Origin of the sequence: Nocardia mexicana NBRC 108244 (genome assembly GCF_001613165.1) — a bacterium.
Lineage (GTDB): Bacteria > Actinomycetota > Actinomycetes > Mycobacteriales > Mycobacteriaceae > Nocardia > Nocardia mexicana.
Genome location: NZ_BDBV01000047.1, coordinates 19,994 through 37,662, shown reverse-complemented (window position 1 = coordinate 37,662; position 17,669 = coordinate 19,994). Strand labels below are relative to the sequence as shown.

Annotated in this window: 20 protein-coding genes; 10 read left to right on the top strand and 10 right to left on the bottom strand. The window is 66.3% G+C overall.

The window, feature by feature from the left end; genetic code table 11:
- Positions 1–26 precede the first annotated feature (26 nt).
- On the top strand, positions 27–956 hold the full coding sequence (gene bla, locus NM1_RS19530; RefSeq protein ID WP_068021573.1) for a class A beta-lactamase: 930 nt from the start codon (positions 27–29) through the stop codon (positions 954–956).
- Here the strand turns inward: bla and NM1_RS19525 are convergent.
- Complete coding sequence (locus tag NM1_RS19525; protein ID WP_068021571.1) at positions 953–2,104, bottom strand: epoxide hydrolase family protein; 1,152 nt, start codon at positions 2,102–2,104, stop codon at positions 953–955. The two genes, bla and NM1_RS19525, sit on opposite strands and share 4 nt — an antisense overlap.
- 63 nt (positions 2,105–2,167) lie before the next feature.
- Here NM1_RS19525 and NM1_RS19520 point away from each other — a divergent pair, with 63 nt between their 5' ends.
- The 5 genes from NM1_RS19520 (at position 2,168) to NM1_RS19500 (ending at position 7,349) form a co-directional block, all read left to right on the top strand.
- The gene (locus NM1_RS19520) at positions 2,168–3,154 is read left to right on the top strand and encodes a helix-turn-helix transcriptional regulator (protein ID WP_068021569.1); all 987 of its coding nucleotides are present in this window, start codon (positions 2,168–2,170) and stop codon (positions 3,152–3,154) included.
- Positions 3,155–3,158: 4 nt separating this feature from the next.
- The gene (locus NM1_RS19515; RefSeq protein ID WP_246011388.1) at positions 3,159–4,124 is read left to right on the top strand and encodes an alpha/beta fold hydrolase; all 966 of its coding nucleotides are present in this window, start codon (positions 3,159–3,161) and stop codon (positions 4,122–4,124) included.
- Positions 4,125–4,293: 169 nt separating this feature from the next.
- The gene (locus NM1_RS19510) at positions 4,294–6,261 is read left to right on the top strand and encodes a hypothetical protein (protein ID WP_147289008.1); all 1,968 of its coding nucleotides are present in this window, start codon (positions 4,294–4,296) and stop codon (positions 6,259–6,261) included.
- A 54-nt stretch (positions 6,262–6,315) separates the two neighbouring features.
- Positions 6,316–6,651 (top strand): hypothetical protein, encoded by a 336-nt coding sequence (locus NM1_RS19505; RefSeq protein WP_068021562.1) that lies wholly within the window; start codon positions 6,316–6,318, stop codon positions 6,649–6,651.
- A gap of 116 nt (positions 6,652–6,767) precedes the next feature.
- A complete protein-coding gene (locus NM1_RS19500; protein ID WP_068021559.1) occupies positions 6,768–7,349 on the top strand; it encodes a dihydrofolate reductase family protein in 582 nt (193 codons plus the stop codon).
- Positions 7,350–7,367: 18 nt separating this feature from the next.
- On the opposite strand, the gene NM1_RS19495 is transcribed toward NM1_RS19500, so the two are convergent.
- The 3 genes from NM1_RS19495 to NM1_RS19485 all read right to left on the bottom strand — a co-directional run bounded on the left by NM1_RS19495 (position 7,368) and on the right by NM1_RS19485 (position 10,491).
- Complete coding sequence (locus tag NM1_RS19495) at positions 7,368–7,757, bottom strand: hypothetical protein (protein ID WP_068021558.1); 390 nt, start codon at positions 7,755–7,757, stop codon at positions 7,368–7,370.
- Positions 7,758–7,811: 54 nt separating this feature from the next.
- The gene (locus tag NM1_RS19490; protein WP_068021556.1) at positions 7,812–8,819 is read right to left on the bottom strand and encodes a hypothetical protein; all 1,008 of its coding nucleotides are present in this window, start codon (positions 8,817–8,819) and stop codon (positions 7,812–7,814) included.
- 118 nt (positions 8,820–8,937) lie between these two features.
- Positions 8,938–10,491 (bottom strand): carboxylesterase/lipase family protein, encoded by a 1,554-nt coding sequence (locus tag NM1_RS19485; protein WP_246011389.1) that lies wholly within the window; start codon positions 10,489–10,491, stop codon positions 8,938–8,940.
- Between the two features lie 146 nt (positions 10,492–10,637).
- Here NM1_RS19485 and NM1_RS19480 point away from each other — a divergent pair, with 146 nt between their 5' ends.
- Positions 10,638–11,264, top strand: a complete 627-nt coding sequence (locus tag NM1_RS19480) for a TetR/AcrR family transcriptional regulator (RefSeq protein WP_068021554.1) — start codon at positions 10,638–10,640, stop codon at positions 11,262–11,264.
- A gap of 12 nt (positions 11,265–11,276) precedes the next feature.
- On the opposite strand, the gene NM1_RS19475 is transcribed toward NM1_RS19480, so the two are convergent.
- Positions 11,277–11,972 carry a TetR/AcrR family transcriptional regulator gene (locus tag NM1_RS19475; RefSeq protein ID WP_068021553.1) on the bottom strand — a complete coding sequence of 232 codons (696 nt, stop codon included), beginning with the start codon at positions 11,970–11,972 and terminating at the stop codon, positions 11,277–11,279.
- Between the two features lie 168 nt (positions 11,973–12,140).
- Between NM1_RS19475 and NM1_RS19470 the strand changes: the two genes are divergently transcribed.
- The gene (locus tag NM1_RS19470) at positions 12,141–13,064 is read left to right on the top strand and encodes an LLM class flavin-dependent oxidoreductase (RefSeq protein WP_068021551.1); all 924 of its coding nucleotides are present in this window, start codon (positions 12,141–12,143) and stop codon (positions 13,062–13,064) included.
- A gap of 22 nt (positions 13,065–13,086) precedes the next feature.
- Here the strand turns inward: NM1_RS19470 and NM1_RS19465 are convergent, their stop codons facing one another.
- Both NM1_RS19465 and NM1_RS19460 read right to left on the bottom strand, forming a co-directional pair.
- Complete coding sequence (locus tag NM1_RS19465) at positions 13,087–13,293, bottom strand: DUF397 domain-containing protein (protein ID WP_068021549.1); 207 nt, start codon at positions 13,291–13,293, stop codon at positions 13,087–13,089.
- Positions 13,290–14,174: a helix-turn-helix domain-containing protein gene (locus NM1_RS19460; RefSeq protein ID WP_068021547.1), complete on the bottom strand. Its 885-nt coding sequence runs from the start codon at positions 14,172–14,174 to the stop codon at positions 13,290–13,292. Before NM1_RS19460 ends, NM1_RS19465 begins: the two co-directional genes overlap by 4 nt.
- A gap of 461 nt (positions 14,175–14,635) precedes the next feature.
- On the opposite strand from NM1_RS19460, the gene NM1_RS19455 reads away from it, so the two are divergent.
- Complete coding sequence (locus NM1_RS19455; RefSeq protein WP_068021545.1) at positions 14,636–15,241, top strand: hypothetical protein; 606 nt, start codon at positions 14,636–14,638, stop codon at positions 15,239–15,241.
- Positions 15,242–15,283: 42 nt separating this feature from the next.
- Here NM1_RS19455 and NM1_RS19450 read toward each other — a convergent pair whose 3' ends face one another.
- The 3 genes from NM1_RS19450 to NM1_RS19440 form a co-directional block, all read right to left on the bottom strand.
- Positions 15,284–15,721 carry an HIT family protein gene (locus NM1_RS19450; protein WP_068021635.1) on the bottom strand — a complete coding sequence of 146 codons (438 nt, stop codon included), beginning with the start codon at positions 15,719–15,721 and terminating at the stop codon, positions 15,284–15,286.
- 80 nt (positions 15,722–15,801) lie between these two features.
- Entirely contained in the window at positions 15,802–16,083 is a 282-nt protein-coding gene (locus tag NM1_RS19445; RefSeq protein ID WP_068021543.1) for a hypothetical protein, read from the bottom strand.
- Between the two features lie 88 nt (positions 16,084–16,171).
- Positions 16,172–16,756 carry a helix-turn-helix domain-containing protein gene (locus NM1_RS19440; RefSeq protein ID WP_068021541.1) on the bottom strand — a complete coding sequence of 195 codons (585 nt, stop codon included), beginning with the start codon at positions 16,754–16,756 and terminating at the stop codon, positions 16,172–16,174.
- A gap of 221 nt (positions 16,757–16,977) precedes the next feature.
- On the opposite strand from NM1_RS19440, the gene NM1_RS19435 reads away from it, so the two are divergent.
- On the top strand, positions 16,978–17,598 hold the full coding sequence (locus NM1_RS19435) for a class I SAM-dependent methyltransferase (protein ID WP_246011390.1): 621 nt from the start codon (positions 16,978–16,980) through the stop codon (positions 17,596–17,598).
- Positions 17,599–17,669 lie beyond the last annotated feature (71 nt).

The following is a 17,669-nucleotide window of genomic DNA, read 5'->3' as shown; positions in this document are numbered from 1 at the left end:
CACCGCGTCGATGATGTCCTGCGGCGGTGAAATACTCAACACTCCCCCACCGCCGCCGGCGGTTCGTCGCCGCGGCGCTGGCGGCGGCCGCGCTGTCGACCACCGCCGCGTGCGATGCCGGAACCGCCGAGCCGAACCCTCCGGCCGCCGCCGCTCCGGTCGCGCACTTCACCGATCTGGAGGCGAAGCACGACGCCCGGCTCGGCGTCTTCGCCGTGGACACCGGCACCGGCCGCACCGTCGCCACCCGCGAGGGCGAGCGCTTCCCCATGGCCTCCACGTTCAAGGGCCTGGCGTGCGGTGCCGTACTGCAGGCGCATCCGCTGTCGTCGGGCTACTTCGACCAGGTGATCCATTATCCCGCAACCGATCTCGTGGAGTACTCGCCGGAGACGGAGAAGCATGTCGACACCGGGATGACCGTCGCGGAACTGTGCGACGCCGCGATCACCCAGTCCGACAACACCGCCGGGAACCAGATACTGAAACTCATCGGCGGCCCCGCGGGTTTCACCGCATTCCTGCGCTCCCTCGGCGACACCACCTCGCGGCTGGATCGCTGGGAAACCGAGCTGAATACCGCCATTCCGGGCGACGAGCGCGACACCACCACACCCGCCGCGCTGGCCGCCGACTACCGGGCCCTGGTCCTCGGTGACGCCCTGCCCGCACCCGAACGCGAGCGGCTCACCTCCTGGCTCCTCGCCAACACCACCGGCGGCAAGCGCATCCGGGCCGGACTGCCCGCCGACTGGAAGGTCGGCGACAAGACCGGATCCCCCGCGTACGGCGGCGCCCTCGACGTCGCCATCGTGTGGCCGCCGGACCGCGCCCCCCTCGTCATCGCCGTACTGACCGCCAAATCCGAACAGCACGCCCAGGCCGACAACGAGCTGGTCGCCGCCGCCACCCGCGAAGCCGTTGCGGGACTGGGGATTACGCCCCCTCCTCGCTAATCGGACAGCGGCCCGAAGAACGCCCGGATGTCGTCGACGAGCAGCCCGGGCTGTTCGAGGGCCGCGAAATGCCCGCCGCGCTCGAATTCGCTCCAGTGCACGATATTGGCAGCCCGTTCGGCGAGCCTGCGGATCGGCAGCACGATCTCCTTCGGGAACACCGCCACACCCACCGGAACCTCGATCCGCGACGGGTACCCGCCGCGCGCCATGTCCTGCGCGAATTCGTAGTAGAACCGGGCCGCGGAGGCCGACGTATTCGTCAGCCAGTACAGCATCACATTGGTGAGCATCCGATCGCGGTCGACCGCATCCTCGGGGCGGTCGGCGCTGTCGGTCCAGTCCTTGAATTTCTCGACGATCCAGGCGAGTTGGCCCACCGGCGAATCGGCCAGTCCGTAGGCGAGCGTCTGCGGCCGGGTCGACTGGATCGCCAGGTACCCGCCGAACTCGTCCCGGAACCGGTCCAGCATCCCCAGCCGCGCCTGCTCGTCGGGCGTCGGATCGCCGAGATCGCCGAATGTCATCAGGAAGTTCACGTGCAGCCCGACCACATTGCCGGGTGCGATCCGGGCCAGCTCCTGCGAGATTCCCGATCCCCAGTCGCCGCCCTGCGCGCCGTAGCGCTCGTAGCCGAGGCGGCTCATCAGTTCGGCCCACGCCCGCGCCACCCGGTGTACATTCCAGCCCCGCTCGGTGGTCGGGCCGGAGAACCCGTATCCCGGAATCGACGGCAGCACAAGGTGAAACGCGTCGGCGGGGTCGCCGCCGTGCGCCCGCGGATCGGTCAGCGGGCCGATCACATCGAGGAACTCCACGAACGATCCGGGCCAGCCGTGGGTCACGATCAGCGGCGTCGCCGTCGGCTCCGGTGACCGCACGTGCACGAAATGTACGCTCTGCCCGTCGATCTCGGTGACGAACTGCGGCAGGTCGTTCAGCGTCTTCTCCTGGGCGCGCCAGTCGTAATCCTCGCGCCAGTAGGTGATCAGCTCGCTCAGATAGTCTTTCGGCACGCCCAGCTTCCAGCCCGTGCCCGGCAGCTCGTCGGGAAGCCGGAACCGCTCCAGTCGCTGATTCAGGTAATCCAGGTCGGCCTGCGCGATCTCGATGCGGAACGGGCGGATCTCGGTGCTGTTGTCGCTCATACGAGTAGTAGACAACGAATTGCGGCAGACTACTTGCCTCAATTATCACTACTCTGAGAAATCGTGATCCGAACCTCGGCGCGACTGCTGCATCTGCTGTCACTGCTGCAGAGCCGACCGATGTGGACCGGGCCCGAACTCGTCGGCGAACTCGGGGTCAGTCCGCGCACCGTCCGCGGCGATATCGACAAGCTGCGGGAGCTGGGATATCCGGTGTATTCGACGCCGGGGGTCGCCGGGGGTTACCGGCTCGGCCCCGGGGTGAAGCTGCCGCCGCTGCTGCTCGACGAGGACGAGGCGGCCGCGGTGGCGCTCGGGCTCGGCGGCGCCGCACCGGGATCGGTCGCCGGTTTCGAGGCGGCGTCGGTGCGCGCCCGGGCGAAGCTCGAGCAGGTCCTGCCGTCGCGGGTGCGCCACCGCATCGATTCGCTGCAGGCGTCCACGGTGATCCCCGGCCACTCCGGGGCCGAGGCCGACCCCGTCGTGCTGACGTCGATCGCCGCGGCCGTGCGGGACCACCATCGGCTGCGTTTCGACTACCGCAATCACGACGGCGACGAACAGCGCCGCGGCACCGAGCCGCACCGGCTGGTCTATCTGGGCCGCCGCTGGTACCTCGTCGCGTGGGATCTCGACCGGTCCGATTGGCGTACCTTTCGGGTCGACCGGGTCCGGCCGGTGACCCCGACCGGCCCCCGGTTCACGCCCCGCGAACCACCGACCGACGACCTCGTCTCCTTCGTCAGCGCCGGACGCCGCATCGCGCGGCTGCGCTATCGGGCGAGGGTGACCGTGTATCGCCCGGCGAGCGAACTCGTCGACTGGATGCCGGACGGCATCGCGGTCGAACCCGTCGACGAGCACCGCTGCCTGGTGCACGCCGGTGGCGACACCGCGCACAGTCTCGCCGCGCACATCGGTTTCATCGACGCCGACTACGAGGTCGACGGTCCGCCCGAGGTGCTGGCCGCCCTGCGTACGATCGGGCGGCGCTGTGCCGCGGCTGTTGCGAATTCGCCCGAGCCCCACACCCTCTCGAAGGAAGGTTGAACCTGTGCCGAAGACCGGCTCCCCACCACACACCCAGGGCGACAGCGTCTGGGTGACAACCTCCGACGGGCGCAGGCTGCACGCCATGGAACTGCCCGGCCCCGAGGGCGCGCCGACCGTGGTGTTCGAGGCCGGTGCCATGGCCAGCCGGTCCACGTGGGCACTGGTTCAACCGTTGGTGGGGCACTGGGCGCGGGCGATCGTCTACGACCGTTCCGGGCTCGGCCGCAGTGCGCCCGATCCCCGGTCGCGAACGCTGGGCCGCATGGCCGACGATCTCGGCGAGGTGCTCGACCACTTCGGCGCGGGACCGTATGTGCTTGTCGCGCACAGCGCGGGCGGCCCGATCGCACGCACCGCCGCCGCCGCGAATCCGCACCGCATCGCCGGGCTGGTCCTGATCGATCCGACCGACGAAGGTCTGGACCTGTTGTTCGGCAACGCTTTCCGGAAAGCGGAACGACGCAACATCGCACTGTTCCTCATGGCGGCGCGAATGCGGCTGCTGCGCCCCCTCTTTCGATCGATCACCGCACCGCTCCCCCCGGACGCCCGGGCAGATATGCGCCGTGAGGCGTTCACACCGCAGGCCGTCAAAACCTTCGCAGACCAGTCCCGCACCTTCCTCGACGACCTCTCGGCCTACCGCGACAACCCACCGAACCTGGGCGCCCTCCCCCTCACGGTCATCTCCGGCGGACTACCCGGAAACGGCATGAACCCCGACCTCCGCACCGCCTTCAACGAATCCCACGCCCGCCGCGCGGCCAACTCCCCCCGCGGCCGCCACATCATCGCCACCCAGTCCGCCCACTACCCCCCACTCACCGAACCCGACCTGATCGCCACCGAGATCCACCGCCTGATCACCCACACCCGACCATCCATCGACCACCAGGCGCAGCGGTATTCCTCCTCGCCGCCAAGGCAATCGGAATTCCGGAGGTCCGCAACGCCCGAAATCTTCTGACCGCCTGACGTCGGTCACGGTTTGGCAACTGGGCCGTGTCGCGCGGGCCTGTCGTCGACTACCCTTCCGAAAAGCCTTGTGGCAGGGGCATAATCCCGCCATATGAACGCGAGTATCCGATCGGGGCGGTCGCTCGGTATGGTTTCTGAGCGAATTCGGGTGGCCCGGCATGGATGCGCAAGAGAGTGTGGCAACTCCTCCGAAACCGTCCAAGACACGACGCGCAAGTAACTACCTGTCCGTTGTCGGCCTGGTCGGCATTTGGCTCTGGGTGTTCTCGCTGGCATGGCGGATCGACGCGTCCGATCTCTGGGCGAATCTTCGCCACAGCCCGGACACGGTGCGCGCGTGGATCGAGGCGCTGGCGAGCTTTCCCACCGATCATCCGGCGGTCATGCTGCGGCTGGATGTCATCGTGTTGCTGGCGTTCGTGGCGCTGCTATGGCACAACGAGCGGAGCCAGGTTCCGGCAACCAGGGAGATGTACGGCAGCCGGCCGATCGTCTATAAACGCGATCAGATGCAGGTCATTGCGGAGCTCGTCGGGGAAGCGACGGTGACCAGTCAGGAATACAGCCAGACAGTGCTCGCCCTGCTCGCGGACATGATCGTGACACCCGAGACCTATCGACACCGCGTCACGGAGAATGTCGATCTTCAGCGGGAGATTACCCGGCGAGCCGTCACCCTGGACATCGTCATCGATCTACGCCAGTTCCAACCGCCCCCGGGCCCGCGCCTGCGACGCCGGGCGCCGCAGAACGACACCAACATATTGGTGCCACTGGTACAGCCGGACAAAGGACGGCTGTTCGATCGGATGGAACTCCAGTCGCCTGCGGGATCGGATGTGATGTCGCTGGCCTACGGTTCCCGCTCCACCCCAGCGTATGTGGCCGCATTGATGCACCAGTTCCGAATGGCATTCGATTTGAAGCCGGATTTCGACGGATGGGACACCGAGGACAAGACGCTGTTTCTGGACATGGTGGCGATCGTGTCCCAGTCGGCAATCGGGCTGCGGCGAAAGGCCGCCCAGATCGCCGAGAAGGAAGGCCGCGTGATCGACGACGCCAGAGCGGCGGCGAGGTACAACGCCAAGGCGGTCGCGTACTACCGGGAAGGCCTGCACAGTAGGCTCCACGCTCGTGGGCAGATATGCCGCAAGCGAAAGGACGCGGCACTCACCAAACTCGTGCAAATGGCGAAGACCGGCGTCGATCACTACATCGTCATCGTCCGTTGCGGCCTTGCCGGGCATCTTCAGCTCAAATACACCTATGAGCGCGCCACGGCAAGCCTGCAGCAGCATGCCACACCCGCCGAAAGCACCTGGGCGCCCAGGAGTTTGAAGAGGCTTCTCGGAATTCCGAGCAATTACCTGGTGATCGCATTGACCCGGGCCAGCCATGCGCAGTCCTACCATATGCACGTGCGGACTCCCGAGGGATCGTTCATCGGGCCCGCACATATTCACGGAACCGATAAGCGACCCGGCGACGACGAGAGTTCTCCGGACGGCGGCGATTCGGAACGGAACGCCGAGCTCGAAGGCAGGGTTGTCTCGGTCAAACCCGACCCCGATACCTTGTCGACCGGTATGCCGTATCTGCGCCCGGTCGCCAAATCCGCCTCCAATCTTCATGTGTACGGACGGAATCTGAGCAAGCTCTCACTTCGGCTCAGTCTTCGGGCCCGGATATCCGAAAGACCCACCGGGACAGAACTGTTCGCGATGATCGTGTCCTGGTCGCTCCTGCTGGTGACGGTGGTTCTGATGCTGACGGCAGGATCGGGGCCCACACAATCCGACATTACGGCGGCGACGATCGCGCTCCCCGCCAGCCTGGCGGCGCTGGCGATCTTCTTCGTCGGCGCATTCAAACGAGCACTCACACCGTCGACGGCGGGATTCTGGTTGACCATCGGCGCCACCATGCTCGCCGTCTACAACATGGTGTATTACGCGATCGAGGTCAGCCGGATCGGCGGGAGGAAGACCCCGACACACGGGTGGACATATTTCTGGTACTTCTCACTGGCGACCGCCGTCGTACTCGTGATCGCTTCGACGGCAACATTTCTCATTCGTTACAGAAACTTCACAAGATCGGTGACGGGCCAGGATCGAACCTAGTCCGCGCATCGCGATAGACCGGTAAGATGAAAAGTTCGACCGAGGGAGACTTCAGTGCAGGGTGAGTCCTGGAACTATTACGAGGACCCGGCGCGCGGCACCTACGGGAAGACCTTCATACCCGGGGACGAACCGGAGTTGGACCCGCTGCCCGACGATATGGCACGCGGCGACCTCACCGACTACGACTACGCCCCGCTCTATGAATACATCGGCAAGCTCCATCGGACGAACCGACTCGACGATGCGATCACACGGCTGACGAGTGAGTGGGACCCCTCCGGGATCGACCGGCGAATCGAGCAGGCCAAGGCGATCGCCGACCTGCCGAAACCACCTCCGCACCCCTCGACGAAACGCTTGTTCTGGATTCTGTCACTGTTCCGATAGGAGCATCGAGGCTGTCGACGACTGCTCCGCGGTCGGTCCGGCAGGCCTACGGCGATGAGTTTCACCGCCGCTCTCCGTCTGTACCGGCATACGACCGATTACACGAGGAGAGAATCATGAGCGTTAGCTACACCTTCGACGTCTTTTCCAGCCTCGACGGCTTCGGCAGTGTCAGTGGTGGGGACTGGGGTGGGTATTGGGGGAAGCAGGGGCCCGAGTTGCTGGGACATCGGCTCGGGCTGTACGAGGAGGAGCAGCGAATGGTGTTCGGGGCCAAGACGTATCGTGCGTTCGCGCAGATGTTGGCCGAGAGTACCGAGGAATCCGATGTGCGTGATCCGTGGGTCACCCGCATGCGGAATCTGCCCGCGACGGTGGTGTCGTCCACACTGGTGGGCCCCCTCGACTGGCCGGATGCGACCGTCGCCGCCGGTGATGCCGTCGACGTCGTGGCGCGGCTCATGAAGGAGTCCGACGTGCCTCTACGCTCGCACGGCAGCCTGTCCATGAACCGGGCACTGCTGGCCGCGGGCCTCGTCGACCGCGTCCAGGTGACGATCTTCCCCGTCATCACCGGCCAGAACGGTGCCGAACCGATCTTCCAGGGCGCCGCCGACTTCGACCTCGAGCTGATCGAAACCCGAACCCTCGACCGCAACATCCAGGAACTCGTCTACATACCCACCCTGCACGGCTGAGTCGGCGACAACCCCGGTCTAGTCGACGCGGATCGTGACCTTCCAGCCATCGGCGGTCTTCGGGCATTCGGCGGACTTCACGCAAATGCGCTGGGCGGTAACGTCTTCCCGTCCCGACCCGGTCACCTCGAAGACCGCCCGCGCGTTACCGTTCGACTCGGTGGCGCCGCGCAGCCTGTTCAGCACCCCAGCGCCGGAATGTTTCGGTTCATCCCAAACCCAGCGGCGACCTTGGTCCGTGTAGGCAGTCAGGCGCACCTCGACGGTGTCACCGACGTCGGCCTTGATCGTTCTCCCGCCGTCGCTGTTGGTCAGCGGGATCCTGGCGGCCGCGGCAACCGGCGAACCGACCAGGGTGAATCCCATCGCTACCGCAAACGCCAGACCGGGAAGCGCCACGAGCCTCATTGCCTGCAATGGAACCCCTTCGACCAACGGACGAGCCGGACGCGGCACATAGTCTCATGTGTTGCCGCTGGTCGGAGCGCAACGCGCGGAGCGAGTCCCGACGAACGGGATGCGCATGTGGTGGATCCGGCGCGGCGGCAGCGACGGCACGCCCTCGTGGCGTGCTCGTTCGAGGCCGACCCGGGTCACGGTGCCGACGACCGTGCGCCACACGAGCCGACTGGCAGGCACGGTATAGCTCAACCGGGTGTGAGGTGCGTAATGCACCGATGCACCGTCACTTTCGAGCCAGCCTGTCAGCGTGACCTGACGTTGCCCCAGGGTTCCGGCGGTGAACGCATGCCCGGTCAGTCCGGCCCGGCGCCCGCCGCTGGGGACCAGCCCTGCCGGGGTCGTGAGGGTCAGCCCGTCGGCTGCCGACTTCACCGCCTGGACCGGAGTGACCATCGGATAGCCGTCCGCGCCGACCCACCCCAGCAGCCGAGGCGGCAGCGAATCCAGTTCCCGGACAACGCGATCGACGTCGACACGTGGCCCGGCGCCCTTCCTCGGCGGCGCTTGCGGAGCGGGTCGACCAAGCGGCTCGACGGCACCGAGCACCGATGTACGGCGGCTACAGGAACGATCGGCGAAGGCGATGATCCGATGCGCCCGCACTCGCACCACGACTCGGTCCCACCAGAACGGCGCCAGCCACCGATCCCACACCGGGCCGCCGAGGTCGTCGGGGCCGAGCGCAGTGCCGGGACGCTGATAGAAATCGGCCAGTTCGTCGTGGTCGGGATGCCAGGAGAAGCTGGCGTCACCCTGTACAACGATGTAGCCCTCGCCATAGGCCACGCCATGGTCGCGGGTGTGGAATACGATCGCCACCTTCGGATTTCGTTCCATCCGCCGGAGCTTCTTGTACGCCGCCAGGTCACTGGTGAACCGGAACGTGCGGTTTCCGGCATCCCAGCCGAAGCTGTTGACCGGCGCCAGCACGACGCCGCGCAGCGGCGTGACCTGAGCGACTGCAACCGTGAAATCACCGTCGAGTATTGCGTCGATTTCCTCACCCACGCCGACAACGCTACGACCGCGGGCCATGACGCGCGTCGTACCACGGAAGGGTGCTGCACTCCGACCGGGGGATGATGTGATGCGCCACAGGCAACACACCGTTGGCGAACGACAAGGCTCAGTACAGGTCGATTCCGTCCCACAGGCCGCGAACGGGACTGGGGTCGTCGACCACCGTGGGCTGCAGGTCCAGTCGCATGGTGGTTCTGCGGGGCGGTTCGTAGCGCGGCCAATCGACGCGGCCGCCGGTGACGAACTGCACCCACGTGCCGTGGACGAGGTCGGCCAGTTGCTGTGGCGGGTTCGGGCCGGTGATCCAGTGCATGCGCCGATCCCGGAGCTGGTCGAAGACGAACGGGACCTCCAGGAAATGGCAGGAACCCAGTTGGCCGTCGAATTGCGGGGAGCGCCAGGTGAATTCGTACATGTAGGTGGCGGCCCGGGCGGTGGCGCGGGCGTCTGCCAGGCGGAGGCCGGGGATGGTGTAGAACCAGTCGGCCTGCAGGATCGCCAGCAGCGCACCGGGATTCGCGCCCGGGTAGGCCGCGCGGTAGACGGGCAGGGCCCGGTCGACGGGCAGCCGGTACAGCCGCATCGCGGTGATCAGTTCGGATTCGCTCACCGAGTCGAGACTGCGGAAGGGCACCAGTGACAGCCGTCCCTCCTCGCCGTTGTGGCCGATCAGCACATCCACGTCGGGGCCGACGGCATCGATGGTCCTCTCCGGCAGGGTGCTGCCGTCCAGCGTGGAGCGCCACATATTGACACGGCACCCCGGTTCGCCACCCCACCGCTGCGGATCCGGTTGTCGCGCAAGATCACTCATGACCGCGGCGGTCGCCGAGAGCACCCGTTCCGTACCGGCCGACGCGACGGCCTCCCGCGTCGGCGCCACGCCCAGCTTCGTGACGAGACGCTGCCCGATCTCGCGGGCGGTATCGGCGGAGTAGCAGATATTGCCCGCACCGCTCTGCATGATCGCGCGACGGAACAGGCCCCGGGCCCGAGGCATCGCCAGCAGGCTGCCGACGGCCATCGCGCCCGAGGACTGGCCGGAGATGGTCACATTGCCGGGATCACCGCCGAAGGCCGCGATATTGTCGCGCACCCACTCCAGGGCCGAAATCTGGTCGAGCAGACCGACATTGGCCACACCGTCGTCGAGGAACAGAAACCCTTCCGCACCCAGCCGGTAGTTGATCGCGACGAGAACCACGCCGTCGCGGGCGAATGCGCTGCCGTCGTAGAGGCCGTTGCTGCCCGTGTCGAAGCCGCCGCCGTGGATCCACACCATGACCGGCAGTCCCGCCGAACCCGGCTCGGGGGTCCAGATATTCAGGTTCAGGTAGTCCGCGCCCGGGATCGGCGGCGCGAAGAAGTCCATCGGCGGCGCGGCCACGGGCTGGGGCGCGGTGGGACCGAGAACGAGCGCGTCGCGCACCCCGCTCCACGGCTCGACCGGGCGCGACGGGAGGTAGCGGTCCACACCGTGCAGCGGTGCGGCGTAGGGCACTCCCTTGAACGCGTGGACGCCTGCGGTCACACTCCCCCGCACCCGCCCGGCCCGCGTCGTGACGATCGATGCGGGCGAGTCACCGCAGCCGGTAGCCGCCAGACCGGCCAGCGCGGACGTTGCGGCGACACTGCGAAGAAATGTTCTGCGGGTCAACACCTTTCGGACTCCTCCATCGAACGACGGCTTTCAGCGCTGACTTCGGACGGCCCATGACCGAAGACTTCCACACCAAACCTACGCCGTAGGTTTCACAGCCGAAGGTATATCCTACGGTGTAGGTTTGACAAGGAAAGGGAGCGATAGTGGCCAGGCGCACACAGGGCACCTCCGCGGGCCTGACCCGCGAGCGAATCGCGGCCGCGGCCGTGGCACTCGTCGACCGCGACGGCCTCGAACGGTTCGGAATGCGCCGCCTGGCAGACGAACTCGGCATCGACCCGATGTCGATCTACAACCACGTCAAGGGCAAGACGGCACTGCTGGACGCGGTTACGGAGGCGGTACTCACCGAGATGGCGGCCGATCTGGAGGACACCCCCGGCGACTGGGAGGAGATCGCCCGCTCGACCGCGCACAGCTATCGCGCGATGGCCTACCGGCACCCCGAGGCATTCCCCTTGCTGGCCACACGCCCGCAGAACTCCCCCGTGGCCCTCACCGCGCTGGAACACCTGGTCACCGCGATGCGCGCGGCCAACCTGCCCGACCGCGTGGTCGCGGACGCGCCGCTGACACTGTTCGGCTTCCTCAACGGCTACCTACTGGCGGTCCTCAACGGCAATCCGGCCACCGCACACACAATCGACCCCACCGAACACCCGACCATGGCCACCCTCGCACCCCTGATGGCCGACTTCGGCTCCCAGACCGAATTCGATCGCATGCTGGACGCGGTACTCAGCGGAATCCGGGAGCGAACCGCCCGCTGAACTGCGGGGACCTCATACTTCGTCGTCATTGGCACGCGTCGTGCCGCCGGCGAGCAGGCCGTCGATGACGACGTCGACGGCGACACGGAAGCGCTGGTCGACATCGCCGGTGACGAGTTCGGTGGCGTATGTGGTGAGGAGCGGGAACCGGTCACTCGGGAGGCCGGTGAAAGTTTCGTAGCTCCCGTCGCCTTGTTCGCGGCTGTCGGTGCGCCGCATATCGGCCTCGACGGCGGCGTGGGTCACCAGGGTCGCGAAAATGTCGGTGGCCCAGGCGGATTCCTGGGGTGCGAGCCCGCCGGCGAGCAGGATTCCCAGCTGATTCTCGACCAACTGCAGGCTCGCGTCGGTGGCCGGCGCCTCGGCCAGGAGCGTCGTGGCGATTCCGGGATGCGCGACCAGCGCTCGCCGGACGCGTTCGAGCAGGGCGTGCAATTGCTCGCGCCACCGCGCGGGGTCCGGCGGCTCGAGGTCGACGGTGGCGAAGACGCGCTGTTGCATTGCCTGAATCAGCCCCTCGCGCCCGGAGACATAGACGTAGAGCGAGGAAGGTCCTGTATCCAGGGTGGCCGCGACCTTCCGCATCGTGACCGCCCGCAGGCCCTCGGACTGCAGCAGTGCCAGGGCTGCGTCGACGACTACCTCCTCGCTCAGCGGCGCCTTGGCAGGACGGTCACGGGTCGAGCGCCGGCGGCTTGTGGGGTTCATCGGTGGTGGAGCTCCTGTGCGTGACGTGGCGAACAGCGGCCGGTCTGGTGATCGACTCTGCCCAAGCGTACTCTGTTCGTCACGAACAATGTTCGTTACGAACGCTGTTCTATGGTCGGACGTGTGAGCACCCGGCACCGATTCGACCTCTATTCCGGAGGAGAACCAATGTCCACCAGTCACCACCGCGAAGTCCTGTTCGGCCTCGGGCTGGAGAACGGATATCACCAGGTGCAGGACATGCACCGGCACGCCCGCAACGCCGACCAGGCCGGTCTCGACTTCTTCAGCCTCAGCGACCACCCCACTGCCGCCGATCGTGTCGACGCGTACGCCACGCTGGGGTTCGTGCTGGGCGCAACCCGCACGATCAGCGGCGGGGTGATCTGCACGAACCTGTTCAGCCGCCCCGCGCCCATGCTCGCCCGGACCATCGCCGGACTGTCCGCGCACTCCGGCGACCGGACCATCCTCGTACTCGGAGCGAACGGGGCACCGGCGGAAGTCGACCCGCTCGGTATCCCCCGCCTCTCGCCCGGTGCGCGCATTCGCGCCCTGGAGGAGGCGATCATCGTCGTGCGAGCGCTCACCGACGGCGGCGAGCCGGTCACCTTCGACGGCGAGTTCTACCAGGTCACCGACCTGATGCCGACCCCGTCACCCACGCCGCCGATCTGGGTCGGCGTGGGCGGCCCGAAGGGTCTCGCCGTCACCGGACGCCACGCGGACGGCTGGATCCCGCCCCACGCCGCCGACTGGCGAAGCACACTGGTGGCCTCGGCACGACCTGTCATCGAGGAAGCGGCGGTTTCGGCGGGGCGAAAGCCGACCGACATCGGCACCGTCTACCTGGTGGCGGGGTCCATCACCCGGGATCCGAGGCCGTCGGCGCAGACCCGCGACGCCGAGGGCCGCTGGGTCGGCGGCGGCGTGGACCAGTGGGTGGACGAGCTCACCTTCGCCGTACTCGAAGGCGGCGCTACCGGGTTCAACTACCTGATCCGCCCCGGCGCCAGCCACGACGAGACATCCCTGCGCCTCTGGACGGACGAAGTCGTGCCCGCGGTCCGCGCGGCAATCACCGAACACTGACCCGAGGCAACCCCAAAACACTTCAGCGAAGGTCGAATTGACCGTTCGCAAGCCCTCGAGTGAACGCATCCCACTCGGCGGCGTCATAGACGAGCGCCGGTCCGGTCGGGTTCTTGGAGTCCCGAACGCCAACCATGCCGCCGTCCAAATGCGCAACCTCGACACAGTCCTTGCCGCTGGCGCTACGGGTGCTCTTGAACCATTGAGCACCGGACAGGTCAACGTTCACGCCTCGTACTCCTCCACAATCGCCCGAACAAGACTCAAACTGTCCTGTTCGCTCAACGCTACCCTCTGGATGTCGGCACAGCCCGCTCGATACTGGTCAACCTCTTCCACCTTGTCCAGGTACAGCGCGCCGGTGAAGCCCTCCACGTAGACCACCGGCGACTCATTGAGCGCCGGGTTCAACTGACCCGGAAACTCCATGTACACAAAGTCTTTCGTTATCAATCCGAGGTGGTTCGGCGCGCTGAAAGGTACTATCCGAATCGATATGTTCGGCAAAGATCCGACCTCGATCAGCCTCTCCAGCTGGCGCACCATGACTTCATCACTGCCAATGCGTTGCCGCACCACACATTCACTCAGCAGTACATCGAATGTGAAGTGACCGGTATCCTGAAGGCGGGTTTGACGCTTCGCGATGAGGTCGATTTCGCGGTCGATATCAACGGACCCACCCAGTACGGCGGACACCCTCCACATAGCGCGACGATAGTCAGGTGTCTGCAGGAGACCCGGCAACGTTGTCGACTGCCAGGAGACTATGTGGCAGGCAGCTTGTTCGAGCCCGACGTACATTTCGAATTCAGGGATGATCGCATCGGTATAAGACTGCCACCACCCTTCTTTCCGCGACTCCTGCGCCAACCACAACAGCACGCGACGCTCCTCATCATCAGCCCCGTACAGATCGCACAGGGCATTGACGACCATCTTCTTGACCTCACTGCTGCGTCCGGACTCCAAGCGCCACAACGTTTGCGAGCCCATCTCGCACTGCTGGGCGGCGCGGGCGCGGCTCAGCTGCCGCGCCTCTCGCATCTCGCGCAGGCGTCGACCGAGCACGCGGCGCGGCAATGTCGTGTTGTTCGATTCGGTCGGCACGAGACGGCCACCCGCCTTTCGTTAGCTTGGCTCAGCGCCATGTCAGACTGGATGGAACAGGTCAGACTATTCGGAGTGATTTTTCTTCCCTGGAAACTCCCCGGAGCACTTCGATCATAACGCAATTCGGTGTTTACTGGCCATGTGCCCGGCGATCGGGTCGACCAAACTTCCTGGCTCCGTTGCCATCCCACAGGGGTGGCATGGATTCATGAAACACGTCCTCGATCGCCGGGTAAACCAAAATAGCGCAGCCGTACAGTTTTCGGAGGTTCTCGTGGTTGACCCCGCAATAGCTATGCCCCGCACCGAATATTCCACAACTGCCCATGGATTCGATCCGAGGCGGTTTCGAAAGATGTTGGGGCAGAAGGACTGACCATGCCTATGCCGCCCGCGAGACTCGCGCGACGTTCGGATACCCGTATTCACAACAAGACTCGATCGAGCAGGAGCAGGATATGAGCGACCCGGCCCGCGACACCGACCTGCTCGATGAGATCCGCAGGGTCGGAGCCTGTGCGGGCACCGATCTCGACGCGGTGACCCTGGCGCTCAGCGATGGCGAAATGACGTTCCTGGCAAGACAACTCACGAAAGTCGCCACACACATAGCCACTCGGGCCGGAAGCAGCCGGGGCCTCCCGCCGCCGGGCACCCTGCCGGGCGCCGGGACGGATCGCATCGACCTGTCGGCGCAGTGGACTGCCATCCCCATCGCGGGAATGTTCCTCCGCAACACCCTCACCCGCTGGCTCTGGGCCGACGTCATGGTCGACGCCGACCGCGCGGTGCACGACCTCACCAAGGCCTTCGTCGCCGTCATCGAGACCCGGCAGCTCCCCTACCCCACCCGCATGACCCTCCGCCTCCGCGCGGCCTCCGCCACCCGCCTCATCGTCGAACTCCACGACTCCCCCGAAAACGCCCACATCACAACCGAATCCGGCAACCTCATCAGCCCACGCATCGAGAACATCAGCGTCCGCTGCGGCCAACACACCAACCGCGGCCGCACCATCCTCTGGTGCGAACTGGCCCGCCCCGAATACAACCGCTGGATCTGAGCGCCCCCACTCGGCCTCGAAACTATTACCCGGCCGCCGATATCAGTCCATACCCGCGCATGCCGCGGCGAGCCGCTCACCCAGAGACGCGATCGTGTTCATCTCGCCTCGAATGCCCGGCTGCCAAGGCAGTACCAGCCGATCCTTGGATGTATCGATGTACCGCGGAATCACGTGCAGGTGGAAGTGAAAAACCGTCTGCCACGCGTCGGCGCCACAGCAGTTGAGCAGGTTCACCCCATCGGCCCCGAGCTCGCTGACCACGAATCCGGCAATCCGTTGCGCCGCAAGGGTTACCGCTGTCAGATCGTCGGCCGGGATGTCCAGCAGGTCTCGACTGTGCCGTTTGGGAATGACGAGCAGGTGACCGTCCGTAGCGGGGTTGATATCCATGAACGCGTACGTCTGGTCGTCTTCCGCGATCCTCACGCTGGGAAGACTGCCGGACAGGATGCCGCAGAACACGCACTCGTCGCTCATGGGCGCCATGCTAATTGGCTTCCGCTGCTCACCCGGCGACAAGGACGACCCGTTCCGAACCTACAGCCACCGGACCGCCGTCACCGTTCCGGGCCCAGCCACGGCTCCAGCAACCGGTCGAACTCGTCGTCCGACAACGCGGTGTCGTCGGGCGCCAATGCGAATCCTTGCCAGCAGGTTGCGGATTTCAGGACAGGCAGCGGGATCTCGAAGGCATCCCGGAACACCTTGACGACGTTGATGGCCCGAAAGTCTTCCCCGAGTTCGTCTTTGGCCATCCGGGCCAGCTCCACGGGCCGCGTGCCGCCCGCCTGCGACGCCCGAAGCGTCCGGGCGACGGCCTCGAACCTGTCCTCGTCCATTCCGCCCCTCACCGACTTTCGAACGGCCCAGCGTAACTACCTCGATTGCCGATCATCAACGGATTTCGCTCGATGCGCAGCGGTCACGTCATTCGGGGCGGTAACGGGCTCGGATGTGGAAGCGCTCGCCCTGGGGGCCGAGGATGCTCAGGAACTCGACGGGGCGGGTGTCGGCGTTGCCGAACCAGTGTGGGAGGTGCGTGTCGAATTCGGCGACCTCACCCGCCGCCAGCACGAGATCCTGGTCGCCGAGGACGACGCGGAGGCGGCCGTTGAGGACGTAGAGCCAGTGGTAGCCCTCGTGCGAACGGGGATCGGGAACGAGATCGGCCGGGCCCGCGGGCACGATCTGCTTGAACACCTGCAGCCCGCCGGGATTGCGGGTCAGCGGGACGACGGTCATGCCGTTGCGGGTGAACGGCTGCGGATACACCCGGGGATCGCCGGTAGCCGGGGCGCCGACGAGTTCGTCGATCGGCACCCGATGGGCCTTGGCCAGCTGCAGCAGCATGTCCAGGCTGGGCTTGCGCTGTCCGGACTCGAGCCGCGACAGCGTGCTGACCGGAATCCCGGTCCGCTCCGACAGCGCGGTCAGCGTGATCGCGCCGCGGCGGCGAAAGTCGCGCAGACGAGGCCCGACCGCGGCCAGCACTGCATCGAACTCATCGCTCATGCCTCCGCCTCGCTGACGCTCGGCTCCACCACGAGCGATAACTCGGCTGCATCCACCGTCCGCTCGCTGCGCTTGCTCATGCCTCCGCCTCGCCGACGCTCGGCTCCACCACGAGCGATAACTCGGCTGCATCCACCCTGCGCTCGCTCATGCCCTCACTATGCCGACGAGTTTGCTCATTCGGCAAAGTTCTTTGTCGCTTTGTCATGGATGCGGCCACAGTGGTGGCTCGACCCCACGACGAGGAGATGCCCATGGACGCCGACTTCTGGGACACCCGGTACCGCAGCCGTGGCCGGCTTTTCAGCGGCAACCCGAACGGAGTGCTCGTCACCGAGATCGCCGGAGTGCCGCCGGGTCAGGCGCTCGACGTGGGATGCGGCGAAGGCGCGGACGCGGTGTGGCTCGCCGAGTGCGGCTGGCAGGTCACCGCCGTCGACATCGCATCCACCGCACTACAGCGCGCCGCGGCGGCGGACCGCTCCGGCCGCATCGCATGGGCACGGGCAGACCTGAACGTCACGCCGCCCCCGGCCGACGCGTTCGATCTCGTGTCCGCCCACTACTTCCCGCTGCGCCGCCTACCCGACCACGCCGCCCTGCGCGGCCTGCTCGACGCCGTCACCCCGGCGGGCACCTTCCTGTTCGTCGGCCACGACCTCGCCGGACTGACTCCCGAGGACACCCACGGCATCGATCTCGCCGACTACTACCAGCCCTCGGACATCGCCGACCTCCTCGACAACAACTGGTCGATCCAAATCAACGAAACCCGCAAACGAACTACCTCCGCCTCACATCACACCCACGACACCGTTCTGCGAGCCAAACGCTTGCACTGAGAACACAACGGCAGTCCCAGCATTCGGCCGAGAGCTATGGCTGACCCGGCCCGTCCGGTGCGGATCCCGGC